This is a genomic window from Massilia scottii (genome assembly GCF_030846495.1).
GTDB lineage: Bacteria > Pseudomonadota > Gammaproteobacteria > Burkholderiales > Burkholderiaceae_D > Telluria_A > Telluria_A violaceinigra.
Genome location: NZ_JAVCWM010000011.1, coordinates 16,889 through 36,514, shown reverse-complemented (window position 1 = coordinate 36,514; position 19,626 = coordinate 16,889). Strand labels below are relative to the sequence as shown.

Below are 19,626 nucleotides of genomic sequence, written 5' to 3'. Positions count from 1 at the left end.
CATGCCATGTTGCACGTCAATTCCGCCGTTCCCTACTTTTCGTCGGCGCCATGGACACATTAAAGACCACACTGGCCCGTCTGGGCGACCTGCACGACGCATGCCTACAGGCGATCGTCTGGGATATCGCGGCCGGTACGCTTGAGTTCAGGATCGCCGATATCCATGCAAATTTGCGCGGCTTGCCGGATTATCCTGGTCTGACGCCAGCATCGATCATCCTGCGCGAGATTGGCGAGCTCGCCTTCGATGTGGAGAGCGGCGCACGCGATCAATATATTTCCGAGTTTTCCGTCAGCGAGGCTGGCGGGGTGTGGCGTGCGGCAGTTTTCTTTCGCTCCAATGGAAAAATCACGGCAACATATCGGTCTGCGGATTTCCCGGATGTCGGTTTCCTTTCACTTAGCGCGTCCGTGAGCGAGGCGACATGATCAGATTGACGATTCAGGTGGTCGGCGACGATGGCATTGAAGAGAAGGTCTTTTTCAAACGCGTGCTCGATACCTATGATGATGTGGATTTTTCTGCATTGATCGTGGATGCGTTGCATGGCGCAAGGGCGGCACTGGGTCTTGCTTCGCTTTCGCTACTGAAAGCATTTTCGCCGCAAGTCTGTCTTTTACTCTACGCGGATGGGGAGCGTTTGCGTCCAGTACTCAATTTCAGCACTGAAGCCATCCTGGCCCTCGCCGAAGCGGAATCGTCTTTCGACTTCGATCCTTACATCTATGAGTAGTATCCGGCCTGGCTTTGAGTGACATTTGACCCGCATTGGCGGGGTCGAACCGTCCCGTTCGCAAGCTCTGCAACGCCAGGCGCGTGGTGGCAGTACGCGCCTGGCGGTTTAGACCCTCTTTAACGCTGTTGGCCGGCTGCTCTCTCGGGCGCCATGTCGCTCATCTGTGCGCGGCCGTCGTGATACGCAATCAGGATCGGTTTGTCCTGGACCGGGATGCTCGGCAAATCGCGCAACTCGTGCGCGATGAAGGCTTTCTCGCCCACCGCCTGGACCGCGTGATAACTGGTCATGGCCGTCACCGGTCCCGTGTGCTTGCTGTCGGCCGCGGCAGCCCTCACTTCGGCGCTGTCGCCGCGTTGCGCACGGGCTGCCGTAGTTGCCTGTTCCAGGCTGTGATCGACCGACCGGGCCACCGCCTTGTCGACTTGCTCCTTTACCGCCGGCAAGCCTTCGCGTATATGCAGTTCGTTGAAGTCGGCCATCGTGCCCGCCGTCTTGAACTCCGGGAATGCAATGCCGACCTGGTGCTTCTCTGCCGCCGCAGTGGCCTTTTCGACACCGATATTGTCCGCCATGATGTGCAAAGGAACGGTCGGATGGCGTGACTTTACCGAGTCGACCACGGCATCCATGTTGCGCGCATCGAAGGCCACCACGACCGGTTTTCCGGTGGCTTGGTGCAGCGAGGCGCCGCTTGCGTATCCTTCGGCCACGAGCACATCGTTACCCGGCTTGATGTCGCCGATGATGTGCATGTTGCCAACCCTGCGGCCGCCTTTTTCAAACGTCGCGCCGCCATCGTCCCCGGGGCCGATCGTCTGCGCCGACCAGACCTTGCCATCGATGTCGCGCAGCGGAATGATTAGCTTGTCGCCATCGAATTTGACGCCGTGGGCATCGATCTGCTTGCCCGCCAGATACGCATTGCCTTGCGCCGGCGGGGCATCGGGCAGCCGATCGAGTTTCTCCGTCGTCCTTGCGGCAACGTTATTGTATTGCTCGGAAAGCTCGGCGCCACGCTGCTGCCGTGCATTTTGTGTATCCACCGCCAGCTGGCCTTGCTGCTTGTCCGACAGCGCTATCCCGTCCATGCTCCAGTCCAGTTTGACGCCGCTGGCGAAATTGGTGATTTGTCCGTGAGCATGGCCATCCAGATGCCCGGTATACGCGCCATCGCGGTTGCCCGGCATGCCACTGGCGACCGCCACGCGCTGCAGGGTGCCATCCATGACGGGCGGCTCGGTCAGCTCCAGACCGGCTGCCTGAATTTGCCTGCCAAACGCGGCTGGTCCACTTGGTGCCGGGGGCGGCACAGCCGTACCGCCGCCGGAAGTGTCCGCAGGCATCGGACACCAGTCGCTCTCGAGTGCCCCGGTACTGGGTTGGGGCTGGTTCGGCTGAACGACGGGAGGCGGACTGGGCGCCACTGGTACCTCGGCAGGTAACCTGCCTGGCTGTACGTCCTTGTAGGCATGCTCCGATCCGAAACGCGGCGCAACATCCGTGGGCGTGAATCGTGGTCCAGTTTCCGGTTGTCCGTTAGCGCCAATCTGAACCCAGAGCTTGTCGTCAGTCGTATGGGACGTGACGTTTTTCACTTTTATATCAACGCCGGAATAGTTGTTCCGCACCACTTCCCCCAAGTCTTTGGCGACCGTATCGCTCATGATGGTGGCCGACATCTCATATAAATTGAAATAGGTATCGTGCAGAATTCTCGTCCGGGCTATTCCTCCCGCGTCAATTGAGTGCGCCGCCTCATGTACGAATACGTTTGCTGACGATTGCACGCCTTTGATATTGCCGGCATCATCACTGATCATGACGCCTTCCTCCGGGTTCCACACGATGGCATGAGCCGCGCTGCCGTACCCGGAGTGCTGGTTAACGCGGGGGTCTGAAAATATCACTTTGACCCCGCTTGCAGCGGATGTTTCCAAAAGGCCAATTGCCATCTGACTTCCATTTGACTGAAGGTAAGTAAGGGCGCTCTCTAGTTTTGCCACCTTTTCAGGCGTAGGATTGACTATATTAAAACTGGACGCGGTGACTGCCATGTTATCTTGCTCCAGCTTTTATTTCGGTTGAGGGATGATCATGGACGCAGCTTTTTCTGGATCCAGTTTGTCGCTGTCGCAATAATAGTTGGGTTTTGTTTGCTGACGAGTTGCAGCAAAAGCGCGCAATTCGTCGGCAAAGGCGGGACTCGACATTACCCCCGTGTGCTCGTCGTACCGGCCCCGCATGCCGGCATTGAGTCCTGGATTGTTCAGAAGTATTTTCTTAACTGCCCCATCGGTTCGGTGGAGATAAATGCCCATCCGTACATTCATCCGATAAGGGGGCGGGTGGTTCGCAAATTTCCCGCGCTCAAGGATATCCATTAAGGTGGACAGAGAGTCAGCATCCGTTAAAATATATTCACAGGAAATCGAAGGTAGCTGACTTTCATTTTTCGCGGTGCTGAACGCCCAGTTTTCCGGGCCTATATAAATAATGGCTTTTGCCAGCTGTCCGCGCACAGCTGCGATGTCATTCGCAACCTGGGGCTCTTCTGGCGTGGCTGCCGTTGCTGGAGGTAATGCGAGAGCCGACAATAGCGTTATTGCCGCCCACGTCGATTTGAATAGCGCCGATGCCAAATATTTTTTCATGCGTCAAGTGCTCCTGGTTGTGGTTTTTGCAATTTACCTTGTTGCTTGGTTTTTTCAACCGGTTAATGCGCGCTCATCGTGCTGGCTAAACCGAGTCTGTCACGATCCATCCGCTTATGTATACCGTTAACCAGCATGGCGGACTGTTTTTTCTGTCATGCCTGAGAGTTTCAATTGGAATCACATGCTTTAGCCCGCGCTGTCGGAGGTTGTGGTGGTCGATTTTCGGGTAATTGTTGAGCGTCGATTCAAGTTCGGCGGCAGAGCCGGCACGGGTATGGTTCAGGATATCGCTGATGCGCGTGATCGATGCGCTCGAACATGCGGTCCCCGCTGGGTTGATTTATTCTTTTGCTTGCTGATGAATTAAGTTCGGCGCGGAGCCCGGCCAGCCGAAGACAGGCCAATAAACGTTCCCGCAAAGTCAGCTCAATTATTAATATTATACTATGTTGGTTGTTTTGATAATGCAATATTTGTGGTGTTGCGGATGCTTGTTCGACGTCCTTATTCATCGCCTGGAGGCGCAATCGCGCCCACAACCTGTTCATGGAACTTGGACTTGGGCTCGGACGTTGCGCAAGCCATGCTGTCCGGGCTGGAGAAAAGTTATCGGCGACCAGGTTTTCTGAGACAATTCCTACGGCCATACCGCTGGCCTTCAGTGGTCGTCAACGGGAACGCGCCAAGATCGGATCTGCCGTTCTTCAACACACGGGTATCCGCATACATGACATTTTCAACGGTATTTCTCTGCTTGCTCGCGGCAAGGCTGGTCTCTGACATGCTGAGCTTGTTTAGTGAGCATCCCATTTTCGATATCGTCTCGGGAACCCTCTGTGCGCTTGGCGCCGCCATCTTGCTCGTGGAGGATGCGCGCGACCCGGTCGGCTACATTGCCGTGGTAGTGGCGGTGTACTTTCTGGTCAGTGGTGCCATGGCATTGGCGAGGCGCAAGCGCCACAATGCCAGGTCCGCCGACGTGCGTTAAGCAACGATTGCGCCGGCGTTCGGCATGACCAGCAAACCGGGTACGTTCGAATAACTCATCATCACGCCATGAAAGCGACGTGCGGCCAGATCGGCAAGCTCACCGCGGCCGTAACGATCGGGTGCCGCATGCTAGCCGTTTGGAAAAGAACTGCCTGGGTGAGCCCCCTTACGCGCCCGCCGCCGCCGATTTGATCGCGTGCCGGCTCATCAAATCGTACAAGGTCGGCCGGCTGATCCCCAGCAACTCCGCGGCGCGCACGATGTTGCCATCGACCCGCGCCAGCGCCTTGACGATGGCCGCATACTCGGCTTCGTCGCGCACCTGGCGCAGGTTGATCGGCTGCTCCGGTTCGGCCGAGGCCGACAATCCCAGATCGTCCGCCGTAATCTGCGGCCCGTCGGCCATGATGATGGCGCGCTTGATGCAGTTTTCCATCTCGCGCACATTGCCCGGCCACGGGTAGCTTTCGATCACGCCGATGGCTTCCTGGCTGAAATGCAAGGTCGGCCGCGATTCCTGCGCGCAGAACTTGTTCTTGAAGTGGTGCGCCAGCAGCGCCGCGTCGCCGACCCGGTCGCGCAGCGGCGGAATGGTGACCACGATTTCCGACAGGCGGTAGTACAAATCCTCGCGAAAACGCCCGCTGGCCGACAGTGCCTTGAGATTCTGGTGCGTCGCGCACACGATGCGCACATCGACGGCGATTTCTTCATGCCCGCCGACGCGCTCGATCACGCGCTCCTGCAAAAAGCGCAGCAATTTCGCTTGCAGCGACATCGGCAGATCGCCCACCTCGTCGAGGAAGAAGGTGCCGCCGTGCGCCAGTTCGACCTTGCCCTTGGTCTGCTTGACCGCGCCCGTAAACGCGCCTTTTTCGTAGCCGAACAGCTCGCTCTCGAGCAGATTCTCGGGAATCGCCGCGCAATTGATCGCCATGAAGCGCTGGTTGGCGCGCGGACTCAACTGGTGCAGTGCGCGCGCCAGCACTTCCTTGCCGGTACCGCTTTCGCCCAGCACCATCACCGACGCCGACGTGGGCGCCACTTTTTCGATATTGCGGCACACGCGCTGCATGCCGGCGTCGCGGCTGATCACGCCGCTCAGCGGCGAATCGGCCTGCGACTGGCGCATGCGGCGGTTTTCCTGCTGCAGCGCGTGCAGATAGAAGGCGCGCTGCACCACCAGCCCCAGCATTTCGGGGTCGAACGGCTTCTGGTGGAAGTCGTACGCGCCCAGGCCAATCGCTTCGACCGCGTGCGCATGGTTCTGGTTCCCGGTCAGGACGATGACCTTGGTATCCGGCGCCAGCGCCAGGATCTGGCGCAGGGTGGCCAGGCCTTCGGTGGCGCCGTCCGGATCGGGCGGCAAGCCCAGGTCCATCGTCACCACCGCCGGCTCGTGGCGCCGCACCTGCGCCAGCGCGGCGTCGCGGTCGCCCGCCACCACCACCTCGTAGGCATCGAAGCACCAGCGCAACTGCTTTTGCAGGCCGGGGTCGTCTTCGATGATGAGCATCTTCATTTTGTTTTGGGTCACAGCGATCCTCTGGCCGTCATGCGGCTTTGTCGACAGTTTGAGTGTCCTGCTGGCATAGCGGCAGGGTGATTCTGAATGTGGTGCCTTCAGGCGGCGTGCTGCTGACTGTCAGGCTGCCGCCGAGCTCATGGATGTATTCGCGGCTCTCGAAGGCGCCGATGCCCATGCCCGCCGATTTGGTCGATTCAAACGGCTTGTACAGGCGCTCGCGGATGAATTCTTCGCTCATGCCTTCGCCGGTGTCGCGGATCTCGATGATAACCGAATCGTTCGCGCGGCTGAGCGTGATTGCCACCTGGCCTTCCTTGGGCGTGGCTTCGATCGCGTTCTGGATCAGGTGACCGACTACCCGCTCCAGCCGCTCCCAGTCGGCCACCACGCGCAGGCGCGGCTCGGCGATCGTGAGCAGCGGCCGCGGCTCGAAGGCGGCCTTGCTGGCCACCGCCTGGACCAGCAGTTTTTCGATGGACAGCGGAGCAGGGCGCTCCTGCGAAGCGCTGCGGCTGAGCTTTTGCAGCATCAGGCGCATCTTTTGCACCGACAAGGTGACCGTTTCGAGCATGTCGCGCTGGAACTCCGGGTTGTCCTTGTGCTTTTCGGCATTGGGTATGAGCAAGCCCAGCTGCGACACCAGGTTCTTCAGGTCGTGCACGACAAAGGTCGACATGCGGTTGAAGGACTCGAACTGGCGCGCCAGCATCAGGGCGCTGGCCGCTTCGTGCTGGGCCAGGTAGCTGGCGGCCTGGCTGCCGGCAATCTTGAGCAGGTCGATTACTTCCCAGTTCAGGGTGATGGCGCTGCGCGGCTGCAACAGCAGCATGAAGCCGAACAGGCGGCCCTGCAGCATCAGCGGCACCACCAGCCAGCCGCGCGGAAATTTACCCAGCCACTCGGGCAGCACCAGGCCCTCGTACTTGTCGGGATCCTTGGTAAATTCCTGCAGGTCGACCACCCACTGGCGCGATTCCAGAAAGCGGCAAAAGGCCGAGTCGTCCGGCTCGGACGGCGCGCTGTCGGGCAAATGCCAGCTGGCCACCGGTTCGCACTGGCCCGCTTCGCGCCGGATCCACAGCATGCCGCCGGAACTTTCCACCAGCTCGCCCACCGCTTGCAGGGTGCGCTCGCCCAGGTTGGGACCGGCTTCGGACAGGGTGCGGGTAAAGCGCAGCCATTCTTCGCGGTAGTCGTAGTTGTAGCTGTAGAAATGCTTGCTGATGAACACTTTCAGCCAGGAGCGGAAGGTGCCCGAGAACAAAATGCCGGCCAGCAGCACCAGCGCCCCGAACAGGAAGGCCATCTGCATCAGCGAGCCCCACTGGCCGCCGAAGTAGCGCAAGTAATAACCGGCCGCGCCCATGGCCAGCAGGTAGGCGGCCGAGCCGAACAGGGCGGCCGAATGGAACAGCAGGCGGCGCGAGACGGCGATATGGGTCGACCACGAGGCGCTGCGCGCCACCGACACCGCGATCAGGGGCGCGGTCAGGGCATTGACCACGCCGCGCGCGGACCAGATCTCGGGATTGACCTGGCGCATCAGTAGAGCGTTACTGTAAAGATAAAAATCGTAGACGAAGATGCCGCCGATGCCGAGGCAGGCGAACTTGATGGCCCAGCGTTCCTGCACCGGCTTGTTGCGGTACAACTGTTCGACGAGCAGCATGCCGAGCACGGCCATGCCAATGCGCGCCATCACGCCCAGGATGCCGCTCTGCTGGCCCAGCACGGCGGGAAAGAACTCGGACAAGACCTTGTCGCCCAGCACCAGCACGTACAGTGCCGCGACCGCCGGCAGGGCCGGGGTACGGCGCAGCTGGCGCCAGCTGGTGCCCTCGAAGTGGCCCAGCAGCGACAGCAGCACCACGGTCCAGGCGCCGTTGCGCGCCACTTCCAGCAGTTCGCCGGCCCAGTTCTGGGGCAGGGCGCCCCAGGCCTGGGCCGCCAGCGCAGCGCCCCACAGCACCGTCAGGGCGCAGGCGCAGGCCAGCACCGACGCATGCTGGCGGCTGCGCCAGCGCGTGACCAGCACGGCGCCGAGCAGCGTAAACGCGAGCGCGGCAATGGAATAGCTAAAGGTAGCGATGTTGCTCAGCATTCCGGTCCCGTCGTCTTTCCGGTGTGGATCGAATTGCCGGACGAGGCCGGCGCAGCCGCCCGCCGCAAGGTGCAGGCCGCGGTCAACGCCCGTGACTGCCCATGACGACCTTGAGGGTATCGATCAGGATCAGCAGGTCGAGGAACAGGCTGTTGTTTTTCACATAATACAGATCATACTGGAGCTTTTGCACCGCGTCATCGACAGATGCGCCATAACCGTAGCGCACCTGGGCCCAGCCGGTGATGCCGGGCTTGATGCTGTGGCGTACGTTGTAGTAAGGAACCTGCTCGGTCAGCTGCTCGACGAAGTACGGCCGCTCGGGGCGCGGACCGACGAAGCTCATCTCGCCCTTGAACACGTTGAGGATCTGCGGCAACTCGTCGATACGGCATTTGCGGATGAAGTTGCCCACGCGGGTGACGCGCGGATCGTTCTGGGCCGCCCACTGCGGCTTGCCGCCCTTTTCGGCATCGTTGTACATGCTGCGGAACTTGAGCACCTTGAAGGTTTCGCCATTCGTGCCGACCCGTTCCTGCTGGTAAAAAATCGGGGCGCGGTCTTCGATGAAAATCGCCAGCGCGGTCAGGAACATCACCGGCAGGGAGACCACCAGCAAGGTGCCGCTGACCACCAGGTCGAACGTGCGCTTGACGAAAATGCGGATGAAGCTCTGGTCGAAACCGCCGCCGAAGACCAGCCAGCTCGGCTGCAGCGAATCGACCCGGATCTGGCTCGTTTCGCGCTCGAAAAAGGTGGCGGCGTCGATCACTTTCACGCCGTACAGCTTGCACTCAAGCAATTCCTTGATCGGAAAGGCGCCGCCGCGGCGGTTTTCCACCGACACCACGATTTCCTCGACATCATGGCGCCGCGCCAGGGTCAGCAGCGATTCGCCGCCGCGCACTTCCAGCAGGGCCGAGGCCGGCACGCGCGATTCTTCGGACGGCATGGCGATGAAGCCGGCGATTTCGTAGCGGTGGTAGACCTGGTCGCGGTTGGCCAGTTCGCGGCATTCGTTGGCCAGGGCGCCGCCGCCGACGAACAGGATGCGCGACTCGAACTTGCGCGCTTCGGATGTCTTGAGGAAAATCGTGCGCGCCACAAAGATGCCGCCGGCCCCGATCATGAATACCAGCAGCATGATGCCGCGCCCGAAATACAGGTTCGGCGCCACGTAGAACAGCAGTGTCAGGATGCAAAAGCCCATCGCGAACGAGGGCAGCAGCTTCTGGAAGAAGGGATTGCGCAAGCCTTCGGTCAGGTTGAGCTGGTACATGCCGAGCGCACTCATGCTGAACACGATGGCGATGGCGTAGGCGATCGCCGACACCAGGAAATTGTCCAGGCCCGGCGGCAGCGTGGTCTTGCCGTCTTCGTAGACGCGCAGCGCCGCGCCCGCGTACGCCGAACCGATCAGGATCAGCACCTCGACAAACAGCAGCACGAAGACGACGCGCGATACATAGTGATTAGAAATCCGAAGCATTTTTCCACCCCTGGACAGGAAAAGTGGCGATGCATGGCGGGCGCGGATGGCGCCCTGCCGCAGCGCTTTTAGTTGTTATAAGTTAAATTCCGGATGTACCATGCCATGGCTTGCCGCATGCCCTCGCCGATCCGGTGGGTGGGGGCAAAACCGAGCAGCTTGATCGCTTTGGAAATATCGGCCTGCGAGTGGCGCACATCGCCGGCGCGGAAAGGCGCGTACTGCGGCTGATGGTCGCGCACGTGCGGAAACTGTTCTGCCAGCAATTCGCACATCATCGCGTGCAGCTGGTTCAGGCTGGTGCGCTCGTTGAGCGCGACGTTGTAGACCTGGTTGCTCGCGTCAAGGTCGTCGGCCAGGGCGGCCAGCAGATTGGCCTGCACCACATTGTCGATGTAGCAGAAGTCGCGGCTGGTTTCGCCGTCGCCATTGATGAACAGCGGCTTGTTCTTGATCAGCGCGGCAATCCATTGCGGGATCACGGCGGCGTAGGCGCCATCCGGGTCCTGGCGCGGGCCGAACACATTGAAGTAGCGCAGGCCGATGGTCTGGGTGCCGTAGCAGCGCCCGAACACTTCGGCGTACAGTTCGTTGACATACTTGGTGATGGCGTAGGGCGACAGCGGGCTGCCGATCTCGTCCTCGACCTTGGGCAGGGCCGGATGGTCGCCGTAGGTCGAGCTGGAAGCGGCGTACACGAAGCGCTTGACCCTGGCGTCGCGCGCGGCCACCAGCATGTTCAGGAAACCGGTGACGTTGGTATCGTTGGTGGTGATCGGGTCTTCCATCGAGCGCGACACCGAGCCGAGCGCCGCTTCGTGCAGCACATAGTCGGCGCCGGCCACGGCCCTGGCGCAATCGGCGGGCACGCGGATGTCGCCGCGGATGAAGGTGAAGTTGCTCCAGGCCGCGCTGCCGACCAGTTCGCGCACCTGGTCCAGGTTGTGCTGGTGGCCCGTGGCGAAGTTGTCGAGGCCGGTAACCTTCTGGCCCAGCCGCAGCAGCGCTTCGACCAGGTTCGACCCGATGAAACCGGCCGCGCCCGTAACCAGCCAGTGGCTGCGGTGCGCGCGCAAGTGCTGTTGAACCTCGATAAATTTACCCACGGCAGACTCCAGTTTCTTATTCATGCTGCATACAAGGAAGCGCCACCGGGCGCTCCCCAGGCGCCCCTACAGGCGCCAGACGGAAAAACCGGCGGCGCGCAAGGCGTCCTGGTCGAACAGCGATTTGACATCCATGAAGCAGCCACCCTTGTTCAGTTTGGCCTGGAGGTCGGACAGCGGACGCGCCAGCAACGCCTGGTGCGAGACCGCCGCGATGATGGCGTCGGCCTGCGGCAGGCGTTCCCAGCTTTCCAGTTCCACGCCGTACTCGTGCATGGCTTCGGCGGCATCGGCCACCGGATCGTGCACGTGCACCTGCACGCCGTAGGTTTGCAGTTCGGCGATGATATCGGCCACCTTGGAATTGCGCAGGTCCGGGCAGTTTTCCTTGAACGTCAGGCCGATCACGTTGACCTTGGCGCCCTTGACGTTGAAGCCGGCCGCGATCATCGACTTGACCGTCTTTTCAGCGACGAACTTGGCCATGCCATCGTTGATGCGGCGCCCCGCCAGGATCACCTGCGGGTGGTAGCCGATCATTTCGGCCTTGTGCGTCAGGTAATACGGATCGACCCCGATGCAATGCCCGCCGACCAGGCCCGGGCGGAACGGCAGGAAGTTCCATTTGGTGCCGGCCGCCTTCAGTACGTCGAGCGTATCGATGCCGATTTTATCGAAAATGATGGCAAGTTCGTTCATCAGCGCGATATTCAAGTCGCGCTGGGTGTTCTCGATAACCTTCGCCGCTTCCGCCACCTTGACCGACGACGCCCGGTACACGCCGGCCGTGATGATCGATTCGTACAGCCTGGCCACTTCATCGAGGGTGGCGTCGTCGTCGCCCGAGACCACCTTGAGGATGGTGGTCAGGGTATGTTCCTTGTCGCCCGGATTGATGCGCTCAGGGGAAAAGCCGACGTGGAAGTCTTGCTTCCACTTCAGGCCCGAATGCTGTTCGAGAATGGGAATGCACACTTCCTCGGTCGCGCCCGGGTACACGGTGGACTCGAAAATGACGATCGCGCCCTTCTTCATGTGCAGGCCGACCGTCTTGGTGGCGCCGGCGAGCGGCGTGAAGTCGGGATTGTGGGCAATATCGACCGGGGTCGGCACCGCCACCACGATGTAATCGGCGCCGGCGATGGCGGCAGGGTCGGCGCTGACGGTCAGGTGCTGCGCGGCGCGCAACTGTTCACTGTTCAGCTCGCCCGTAGGGTCGATGAAGCGCCGATAGCTGTCGATCTTGCTGGTCGACAGATCGAAACCGATCGTCGTGCGCTTCTTGCCGAATTCGACAGCCAATGGCAGGCCGACATAACCCAGGCCAACGACGGCCACTACTTTTGCTGCTGCTTCCATCTCGGATTCCCTGTTTAAAACGTATTTTGTTATTATAGCAACTGAATTACGCGGGCAAAATTTCCTTGAAAACATCGGTCAGCCGGTTTGCCTCGCCTGCCTGCCGCGGCGGCCGATCCCGGGCGCCGTCTGATGCCATATGGAGCGACTGCGGGGCTGGCCAAAATTGCACGCGGCACAAGTCGCCGACCAAAAATAATGATCGGAACCATATGTTTAGGAATATACACTCTTTCCTTGCGAAATAGCAAAGTTCGTTACAACTTAACTAACTATATAAGAAATTTGTGTTGTTATTTTTATCTGTCCATGACAGGGCTGGTCATTCGCGGAAGCGGCGCGCCCGGACGCGTCCGGAGGCTGCGACCGAGGCCGCAGCGCGTTCCGGAAAAGGCCGCATAAGACGGGCCTGAATCCCTATTGTAATGAGGTGCCATCGGCCTAAAAAAGTATTATTAGTAACTGTTGCGTTTTTGCCCTGACGATTTTCTTCGCATGTACGGCTGCCTATTCAGCGTTAGTTTGCGCGTTCGCAAAGTGCGTTGCCGAGAACTTGAACGTGACTCCCATTCGGGAACATCTGGCGCCCGCCGCGGCCTAATTTTCATGCCCATCGAGCGTCGCCACCAGCGGCGCCGGCCATCCCGCACAGGAGACGTCATGGAAACGAGCAGCGACACCAGCCGGCGCCAGGCGCGTCCCGGCTCTTGGCAATATCCGGGCGCCGCGCCCGGCGTGGACGACGACCAGGCCGCCGCCGCTGGCGGGGAGCTGGCGCGCCTGACCGGCCCGCCGCGCGCCGCGCGCGAAGCGCGGCTCGGCATCGCACTGGGGTGGCTCAGCATCGGCCTCGGGCTGGCCGGCCTGCTGGCGCCGCGCTTCATGGCGCGCGCGGCCGGCATGCCCGACTGGCCGCGTGTGATGCGCGTGGTGGGCATGCGCGAACTGGTCAGCGGCGTGGGCCTGCTGAACCGGCCCCACGACCAGCTATGGCGCTGGTCGCGCGTGGTGGGCGACGCCATGGACCTGGGCATTGTCGGCCTCGCCGCGATCCACCCTTATGCCAACCGGCGCCGGCTGGCGTCGACGGCGCTGGCGCTGGCCTCGGTCGGCGCGCTGGACCTGCGCGCCGGCAATCCGCCGCGCATCACGCCGTCCCATGGGACGCTGAAAGGGCCGCAGGGCGGGCAGCGGGTGCAGCACGCGGTCAGCATCAACCGTCCCCCTGCGCAGTGCTACCGCTTCTGGCGCGACCTCGCGCGCCTGCCGGAGTTCATGCGGCACCTCGAATCGGTCACCGTCATCGACGAGCGGCGTTCGCACTGGTGCGCCAGGGGGCCGGCCGGGCGCAAGATCGCGTGGGACGCCGACATCACCGACGACCAGCCGGACCAGTTGCTGCGCTGGCGTTCGGTGCCCGGGGCCGATGTCGACAACGCCGGCAGCGTGCGTTTCATCCCCGCCAACGGGGGCCGCGCCACGGTGCTGCAGGTGCAGATGAGCTACCACCCGCCGGCCGGGCGCGCCGGTGCCGCGGTGGCCAGGCTGTTCGGCGAGGAACCCATGATCCAGGTGCGCGACGACCTGCGCCGCTTCAAGCAACTGATCGAGACTGGCGAAATCCCTACCACGCGCGGCCAGCCGGCCGGCGCGCGCAGCCTCGTCTCCACCCTGTTTCGCAAAGGAGCCGACCAATGAAAGCGACCTGCTGGCACGGCGTGCGCGATGTGCGCGTCGAACAGGTGCCCGACCCGGGCATCCTCAATCCGGGCGACGCGATCGTCCGGATCACGTCCACCGCCATCTGCGGCTCCGACCTGCACCTGTACAACGGCGTGGTGCCGGGCATGATGCAGGGCGACATCCTCGGTCACGAATTCATGGGCGAGATTGTCGAGATCGGCTCCAGTGTCAAGCGCCTCAAGGTGGGCGACCGCGTGGTGGTGCCGTTTCCGATCGCCTGCGGCCAGTGCTTTTTCTGCGAACAGAAACTGTTCTCGGTGTGCGAGAACTCCAATCCGAACGCCTGGCTGGCCGAAAAAATGTGGGGCCACACGACGGCCGGCATCTTCGGCTACTCGCACCTGACGGGCGGTTACGCCGGCGGGCAGGCCGAGTACGCGCGCGTGCCCTTTGCCGACGTGGGTCCGCTGGTCGTGCCCAAGGAACTGCCTGACGACAAGGTGCTGTTCCTGTCCGACGTCCTGCCCACCGGTTACATGGCGGCCGAAGCCTGCGACATCGTCCCCGGCGCGGTGGTGGCCGTGTGGGGCTGCGGGCCGGTCGGGCAATTTGCGATCCAGAGCGCTTACCTGCTGGGGGCCGAGCGCGTCATCGCGATCGACCATTATCCGGACCGGCTCGACATGGCGCGTACGGTCTCGCATGCCGAAACGCTCAATTTCGACGAGGTCGATATCGTCGACGCCCTGCGCGGCATGACCGGCGGGCGTGGCCCGGATGCCTGCATCGATGCCGTGGGCATGGAAGCGCATGGCACCGGCGTCGGCTATGTGTACGACCGGGTCAAGCAGGCGATGCGGCTCGAATCGGACCGGCCCACGGCCTTGCGCGAGGCGCTGCTCAGTTGCCGCAATGCCGGGGTGGTGTCGGTGCCGGGCGTGTACGGGGGCTTCAGCGACAAGATCCCGTTCGGGGCGGTGATGAACCGCGCCCTGACCATCCGCACCGGGCAGTGCCATGTGCAGCGCTACATGCAACCCTTGCTCGAGCGCGTGGTCAACGGCGAGCTTGATCCGGCCTGCATCATCACGCATCACCTCGATCTGGACGAAGCGCCGCAGGCTTACGACATGTTCAAGCACAAGCAGGACCGCTGCATCAAGGTCGTCATGCATCCGGGTCACTGACGGGCACGCCCGAGCGGGTGGCGGTGTCATGTTTGTACACGGCCGGTATCGAATATCGCTACCCGAGGAGGCGTTTACTTTTTTGAAACCTGGGTACCTATACTGCGACCCAACCGAATTTGCAGTGCGTCAGCCAGACTGGATGACGCTGCAGGGACGGGTTGCAGTGCGTTCTTACTCAGGAGATTGGTAACATGGTCAAGGCAAAACATATTCTGGCATTGGTAGCGGTATCGAGCCTGCTGTCGGCATGCTACGTCGTTCCGATCGATCAATATCCGCCGCGCGGCAACGGCAACTACCATAACAACAACGGCGGCGGCGTGGCCATCGTGCCGGTGCCGGCCGTGCGCCCGGTCTATACGGCGCGCCTGTATCCCGCCAACGACGAGGCATCGCGCCTTGGCCGCATTTCCGGCACGATCAGCAATCCTGAACGCGGCCATGGCGAATTCTCGTTCGCTGTCGGTGGCGAGGCATTTTCCGGCGAAGCGACGCGCGATCCGGGCGCGACCAAAGGCGTGGCCAACGCCTCCGGCAACCGCGGCGGCTACACGCGCTGCGATTACGTCATGACCCGCGCTGAAATGGGTTCCGGCACCTGCGTGTTTTCCAATGGCGCCCGTTTCGACATGCACATCACGCAGTAAGCACAGCAGCGGGGCGGCAACCGCAGCGAGCGGCACGGCGGTTGCAGCACCAATCAGCACAGCAGTTGCAGCGCCAATCAGTACGGCAGTTGCAGTAGCAATCAGCACAGCGGTTACCGCAGCACTCAGCAAACCGGTGAAGCGCTTGGTGCTATTCCAGTAGGTTCGTCCATTGCTGCATGTCGGCCACATCGTTCACCAGCATTGGGCTGCGTGGAATGCGATCTTCGCGCAATACGATTGTCGCGACGCAGCCCCTGATGCTGGTGGCGGTGAACGGGATCGCATCGTGCCCTCAATGGTTTTCGGCATCCGGCGTAGCCGGGCCGCCGCATGGCGCGACGATCGCGCCCAGCTGTCGCGTCGCTAGCGTCCGGATCGGACACCGCCGGCGTCGCCGTACGACGGCCGACGTGGTGGCAACGCATTGCTCCCACCAGTCCCGCGCGCGCCAGCAGGCTGTTTAGTGCTCCCCGCTAAACTTCGGCAACAATCCCTATCCGCATTGACGGCGCCAAAAACGCCAGCCAAAATATTTCCATAAATACAAAAGTCGCGCGTCCGGGACAGGGCCGAGAACAACGAATCCCCACAGGAGACAGTGTGGCGAATGCCGCGCGCGTTTGCCTGTCCGTCTGCCGAGCTTCTTCATCTGAATGCGAGGATCGCGCGCTGTCGCGGTCCCAGGAAAACCATTAAGGAGACACGATGAACACCGGTAATACGACAAACAAACGACGCAAATTCCTGCTGGCGACGGGCGCCCTGATCCCCATGGGCCTGATCGGGTGCGGCGGTTCCTCGCCGGCTTCCTCGCCAGCGTCCGCCGCGGCGCCGCCAGCGCCAGCGCCAGCCTCCGGTTCGCAGGCCGGGTCAAGAGCCCTGTCGAAGTCCTCGCCGGCATCGACCATGACGCTGGGACCGGCCATCGTCGTGGACCAGTTCGGCTACCTGCCGGCACACGACAAGATCGCGGTGGTGCGCAATCCGCAGACCGGGTTCGACGCGGCCGACAGCTTTGCGCCCGGCGCCGTGTACGAGGTGGTCAACGCCGTGACCAACGTGGTGGTGTTCAGTGGCGCGCCGGTCGCCTGGAACGGCGGCGCGACCGATGCCACGTCGGGCGACCAGGCCTGGCACGTCGATTTCAGCACGGTGACCGCTCCCGGCCAGTATTTCATCCGCGATACCCAGGGCAACGTGACATCGCCAGCCTTCAGGATCGCGGCCGACGTCTACAAACCGGTGCTGCGCGCCGCGGTGCGCTACTTCTATTACCAGCGCGCCGGCATCGCCAAGACCGCGGCCCTGGCCGGCGCGGGCTGGGCCGACGCCGCCTCGCACCTGGGGCCCTTGCAGGACAAGCAGGCGCGCCTGTTCAGCGCTCCCGGCGATTCGTCGACCGAGCGCGACGTCTCGGGTGGCTGGTACGACGCCGGCGACTACAACAAGTACACGCGCTGGCACGCCAGCTACCTGATCGACCTGTTGCACGCATTTGCCGACAACCCCGGCATCTGGGGCAAGGATTACAACATCCCCGAATCGGGGAACCAGCACCCGGATCTGCTCGACGAAATCAAATGGGGCATGGATTGGCTGATCAAGATGCAGGAAGCGAGCGGGGCGATGCTATCGATCGCCGGCCTGGCCCACGCCAGCCCGCCGTCGGCGGCCACCGGCCGAACGCTCTACGGGCCGCCCAATACCTCCGCCACGCTGGCCGCGGCCGGCGCCTTTGCGCTGGGCGCCAAAGTGTTCGGCGCGCGTGCCGGCCTGTCCAGTTACGGTGCGGGGCTGAAGACGCGCGCCGAGCGCGCGTGGAACTGGGCTGTCGCCAATCCCAACGTGTTGTTCAAGAATAATGACGCCGAATATAACTCCCAAGGTCTGGGTGCTGGCCAGCAAGAAACCGACGATTACGGGCGCCTTGGCCACAAGCTGGCCGCCGCCGTCTATCTGTATCAACTGACCGGTAAAGCCGTCTACAACAACTTTGTCAACGCACAGTACCTGAACACGCATTTGTTCGTGTGGTACAACTATGCCTCGCCGTTTGAAGGTGCACTCCAGCAAGCGCTGCTGCATTACGCCAGCCTGTCCACGGCAACGCCGGCCACTGCCTCCGCCATCCGCACGGCCTACGCCACCGGCATGAACGGCACCGACCACTGGACCGCGATGAGCGGCAAGACCGACCCCTACCTGGCCCATCTGCAGGTGTACACCTGGGGCAGCAACGCCATCAAGTCGCACGAGGGCACGATGTTTGCCGCGCTGGCCCAGTACGGCCTGGGCACGCGCCCGGCCGCGGCCAATATGAACGCCGCGTCGCACTATATACACTACCTGCACGGGGTCAATCCGCTCGGCAAGGTCTATCTGTCGAACATGGGCACGCTCGGCGCCGGGAATTCGGTCGACCAGTTCTATCACACCTGGTTCGCGCATGGTTCCGCCAAGTGGGATAGCGTCAAGGACTCGACCTTCGGCCCGCCGCCGGGGTTTCTGGTGGGCGGCCCGAATCCGAGCTACAACTGGGAAAACGGCTGTCCCGGCCTGCATCCGGGCTGCGGCACGGCGGTTCCCGCGCCGCCGTTCGGGCAGCCGCCGCAGAAGTCCTATCTCGACTTTAACGATTCGTGGCCGTTGAACTCGTGGTCGGTGACGGAAAACTCGAACGGCTACCAGAGCGCGTATATCCGCTTGCTGTCACGTTTCGTGTCGTAGCCAGACTTGGCCCCGGCTGGTTTGCCTGGTTTTCCCTGACGCTATGGTGCTGCCGGCGCACACGCCTCGTCGGCAACGCGCTTGTCCAAGGGATCGCAGGGGAACAACAGTTGCATCGATAGGGCAGGGCGGACGCCGCTCATTTGCTCAGCAGTACCTTGTAATAGTCTGCAACGTTATTGCCTGCACCCTTGCTGATGCGCTGCGATGCTTGTGTCCATGGCCAGAAGTTGGTTCCGGACGTGGTCCGCATCCCCGGTAGCGTCTGCCCGCCCAGCGGAGCCATGCCCCATGCGCCGCCGTGTTTGAGGCGAACCACTTCGCCCAGGTAACTGCCGTACATCCGCGCCACCGCCATGACCTGTTCGTCCGACGGCCGGGGCGATTTGGCCACGTATGACGCGTGGGCGCGCGCCAGCACGGCTTCGAGCTGCACCATGCTGGCATCGGTGCCGTCGAGCTTGATGCCGAACTGGTCGCGTGCCGTCGCCACCGCTTGCGCGGCGTAGGCGGTGGCGGCGCGCTGGACCGCCGCGTCAGGCACGAAGTCGGGTTTCGCTTTGTCGGCCGCCAGTGCACTGGCGGCGAACAGCGCGGCGGAGACAAACAGAAAGGCTTTGATCGACGGCATACGAACTTTCTAAGAGGAACCCGTCGATTTTAACATCGGCCGCATGGGCCGAATTACCATCCGTCGCCGTCGGTTCAAGACCCGTCCGGCTTGCGCAGCCGGCTCAGCAACTCCTCGACACTGTCGCTCACCGGCAAGCCATGCTGGCGCAGCAACTGCAGATGCAGCACCAGGTTTTCCAGCACCAGCTTGGCCGACACCGCCAGCAGGGTCATCAGCCGGTCTTCGGTGCTGAAATTTTCCATCGCGGCTGCCATCTCGCACAGGTGCGCCGCCACCAGCTCGCGCAGCTCGGCCTCGCCGAAGGGCAGGTCGGCGAAATCGATGGGGTCTTCGTGCTCGACTTCCAGCATCAGCGCGGCAAGTTCTTGAGGTTTGATCGGCATGCCCGGCTCCAGAGAGTTGACTTGCTTCATTCTAGGCCGACACGCGACAGGCGCGCCGATCCGCGATAAAATTAAACGGCTTTGATTCCCCATCGTTGTCACACCTGTGATTGGATGCCATGGCGCGTCTCGTTTTCACCCAGCAGCTTGCCCGGTTCACCGCCGTGCCGCAGGTCGACATCACGGCGGCCACCTTGCGCGGCGGGCTCGACACAGCCTTCGCGGCCAATCCTTTGCTGCGTGGCTATGTTCTCGACGATCAAGGCCATCTGCGCGAAAACGTCGTCGTGTTCATCGATGGACGCCGCAGCGAAGAACGCATCCGGCTCGACGACCCTCTCACACCCGACAGTACCGTTTACATCCTGCAAGCACTTTCCGGAGGCTGAC

General features: G+C 62.2%; 17 protein-coding genes. 8 read left to right on the top strand and 9 right to left on the bottom strand.

The genetic code is table 11. The features are described from left to right. The first annotated feature begins 50 nt into the window (after nucleotides 1-50). The gene (locus tag RBA41_RS16810; protein ID WP_306625260.1) at nucleotides 51-431 is read left to right on the top strand and encodes a hypothetical protein; all 381 of its coding nucleotides are present in this window, start codon (nucleotides 51-53) and stop codon (nucleotides 429-431) included. Next, nucleotides 428-736, top strand: coding sequence for a hypothetical protein (locus RBA41_RS16805; protein ID WP_306625259.1), 309 nt, complete (start codon nucleotides 428-430; stop codon nucleotides 734-736). The genes RBA41_RS16810 and RBA41_RS16805 overlap by 4 nt, the downstream gene beginning before the upstream one ends. A 119-nt stretch (nucleotides 737-855) precedes the next feature. Here the strand turns inward: RBA41_RS16805 and RBA41_RS16800 are convergent, their stop codons facing one another. Next, the gene (locus RBA41_RS16800; protein WP_306625258.1) at nucleotides 856-2,796 is read right to left on the bottom strand and encodes a KfrB domain-containing protein; all 1,941 of its coding nucleotides are present in this window, start codon (nucleotides 2,794-2,796) and stop codon (nucleotides 856-858) included. Nucleotides 2,797-2,814: 18 nt separating this feature from the next. After that, nucleotides 2,815-3,393: a hypothetical protein gene (locus tag RBA41_RS16795; RefSeq protein ID WP_306625257.1), complete on the bottom strand. Its 579-nt coding sequence runs from the start codon at nucleotides 3,391-3,393 to the stop codon at nucleotides 2,815-2,817. 562 nt (nucleotides 3,394-3,955) lie between these two features. Between RBA41_RS16795 and RBA41_RS16790 the strand changes: the two genes are divergently transcribed. Further along, entirely contained in the window at nucleotides 3,956-4,384 is a 429-nt protein-coding gene (locus RBA41_RS16790; protein WP_306625255.1) for a hypothetical protein, read from the top strand. A gap of 168 nt (nucleotides 4,385-4,552) precedes the next feature. On the opposite strand, the gene prsR is transcribed toward RBA41_RS16790, so the two are convergent. The 5 genes from prsR to RBA41_RS16765 form a co-directional block, all read right to left on the bottom strand. Further along, entirely contained in the window at nucleotides 4,553-5,908 is a 1,356-nt protein-coding gene (gene prsR, locus RBA41_RS16785) for a PEP-CTERM-box response regulator transcription factor (protein WP_306625254.1), read from the bottom strand. 31 nt (nucleotides 5,909-5,939) lie between these two features. Then, entirely contained in the window at nucleotides 5,940-8,015 is a 2,076-nt protein-coding gene (gene prsK, locus RBA41_RS16780; protein WP_306625253.1) for an XrtA/PEP-CTERM system histidine kinase PrsK, read from the bottom strand. Nucleotides 8,016-8,097: 82 nt separating this feature from the next. Continuing rightward, nucleotides 8,098-9,504: a TIGR03013 family XrtA/PEP-CTERM system glycosyltransferase gene (locus RBA41_RS16775; protein WP_306625252.1), complete on the bottom strand. Its 1,407-nt coding sequence runs from the start codon at nucleotides 9,502-9,504 to the stop codon at nucleotides 8,098-8,100. A gap of 68 nt (nucleotides 9,505-9,572) precedes the next feature. Beyond that, a complete protein-coding gene (locus RBA41_RS16770; RefSeq protein WP_374709562.1) occupies nucleotides 9,573-10,634 on the bottom strand; it encodes an SDR family oxidoreductase in 1,062 nt (353 codons plus the stop codon). 42 nt (nucleotides 10,635-10,676) lie between these two features. After that, entirely contained in the window at nucleotides 10,677-11,969 is a 1,293-nt protein-coding gene (locus tag RBA41_RS16765) for a nucleotide sugar dehydrogenase (RefSeq protein WP_306625249.1), read from the bottom strand. A gap of 660 nt (nucleotides 11,970-12,629) precedes the next feature. Between RBA41_RS16765 and RBA41_RS16760 the strand changes: the two genes are divergently transcribed. From RBA41_RS16760 to RBA41_RS16745, 4 genes are all read left to right on the top strand, one after another. Beyond that, nucleotides 12,630-13,667, top strand: a complete 1,038-nt coding sequence (locus tag RBA41_RS16760; protein WP_306625247.1) for an SRPBCC family protein — start codon at nucleotides 12,630-12,632, stop codon at nucleotides 13,665-13,667. Further along, nucleotides 13,664-14,839 carry a zinc-dependent alcohol dehydrogenase gene (locus tag RBA41_RS16755; protein WP_306625246.1) on the top strand — a complete coding sequence of 392 codons (1,176 nt, stop codon included), beginning with the start codon at nucleotides 13,664-13,666 and terminating at the stop codon, nucleotides 14,837-14,839. The genes RBA41_RS16760 and RBA41_RS16755 overlap by 4 nt, the downstream gene beginning before the upstream one ends. Before the next feature lie 194 nt (nucleotides 14,840-15,033). Beyond that, nucleotides 15,034-15,489, top strand: coding sequence for a hypothetical protein (locus tag RBA41_RS16750; RefSeq protein ID WP_099873613.1), 456 nt, complete (start codon nucleotides 15,034-15,036; stop codon nucleotides 15,487-15,489). A gap of 708 nt (nucleotides 15,490-16,197) precedes the next feature. Continuing rightward, entirely contained in the window at nucleotides 16,198-18,219 is a 2,022-nt protein-coding gene (locus tag RBA41_RS16745) for a glycoside hydrolase family 9 protein (RefSeq protein WP_306625244.1), read from the top strand. A 139-nt stretch (nucleotides 18,220-18,358) separates the two neighbouring features. Here the strand turns inward: RBA41_RS16745 and RBA41_RS16740 are convergent, their stop codons facing one another. Both RBA41_RS16740 and RBA41_RS16735 read right to left on the bottom strand, forming a co-directional pair. Beyond that, a complete protein-coding gene (locus RBA41_RS16740; protein WP_306625243.1) occupies nucleotides 18,359-18,850 on the bottom strand; it encodes a hypothetical protein in 492 nt (163 codons plus the stop codon). A gap of 74 nt (nucleotides 18,851-18,924) precedes the next feature. After that, nucleotides 18,925-19,236, bottom strand: coding sequence for a hypothetical protein (locus RBA41_RS16735; protein WP_306625242.1), 312 nt, complete (start codon nucleotides 19,234-19,236; stop codon nucleotides 18,925-18,927). A 119-nt stretch (nucleotides 19,237-19,355) separates the two neighbouring features. Here RBA41_RS16735 and RBA41_RS16730 point away from each other — a divergent pair, with 119 nt between their 5' ends. Continuing rightward, nucleotides 19,356-19,625 (top strand): MoaD/ThiS family protein, encoded by a 270-nt coding sequence (locus tag RBA41_RS16730; RefSeq protein WP_306625241.1) that lies wholly within the window; start codon nucleotides 19,356-19,358, stop codon nucleotides 19,623-19,625. The last annotated feature ends 1 nt before the right edge of the window (nucleotide 19,626 follow it).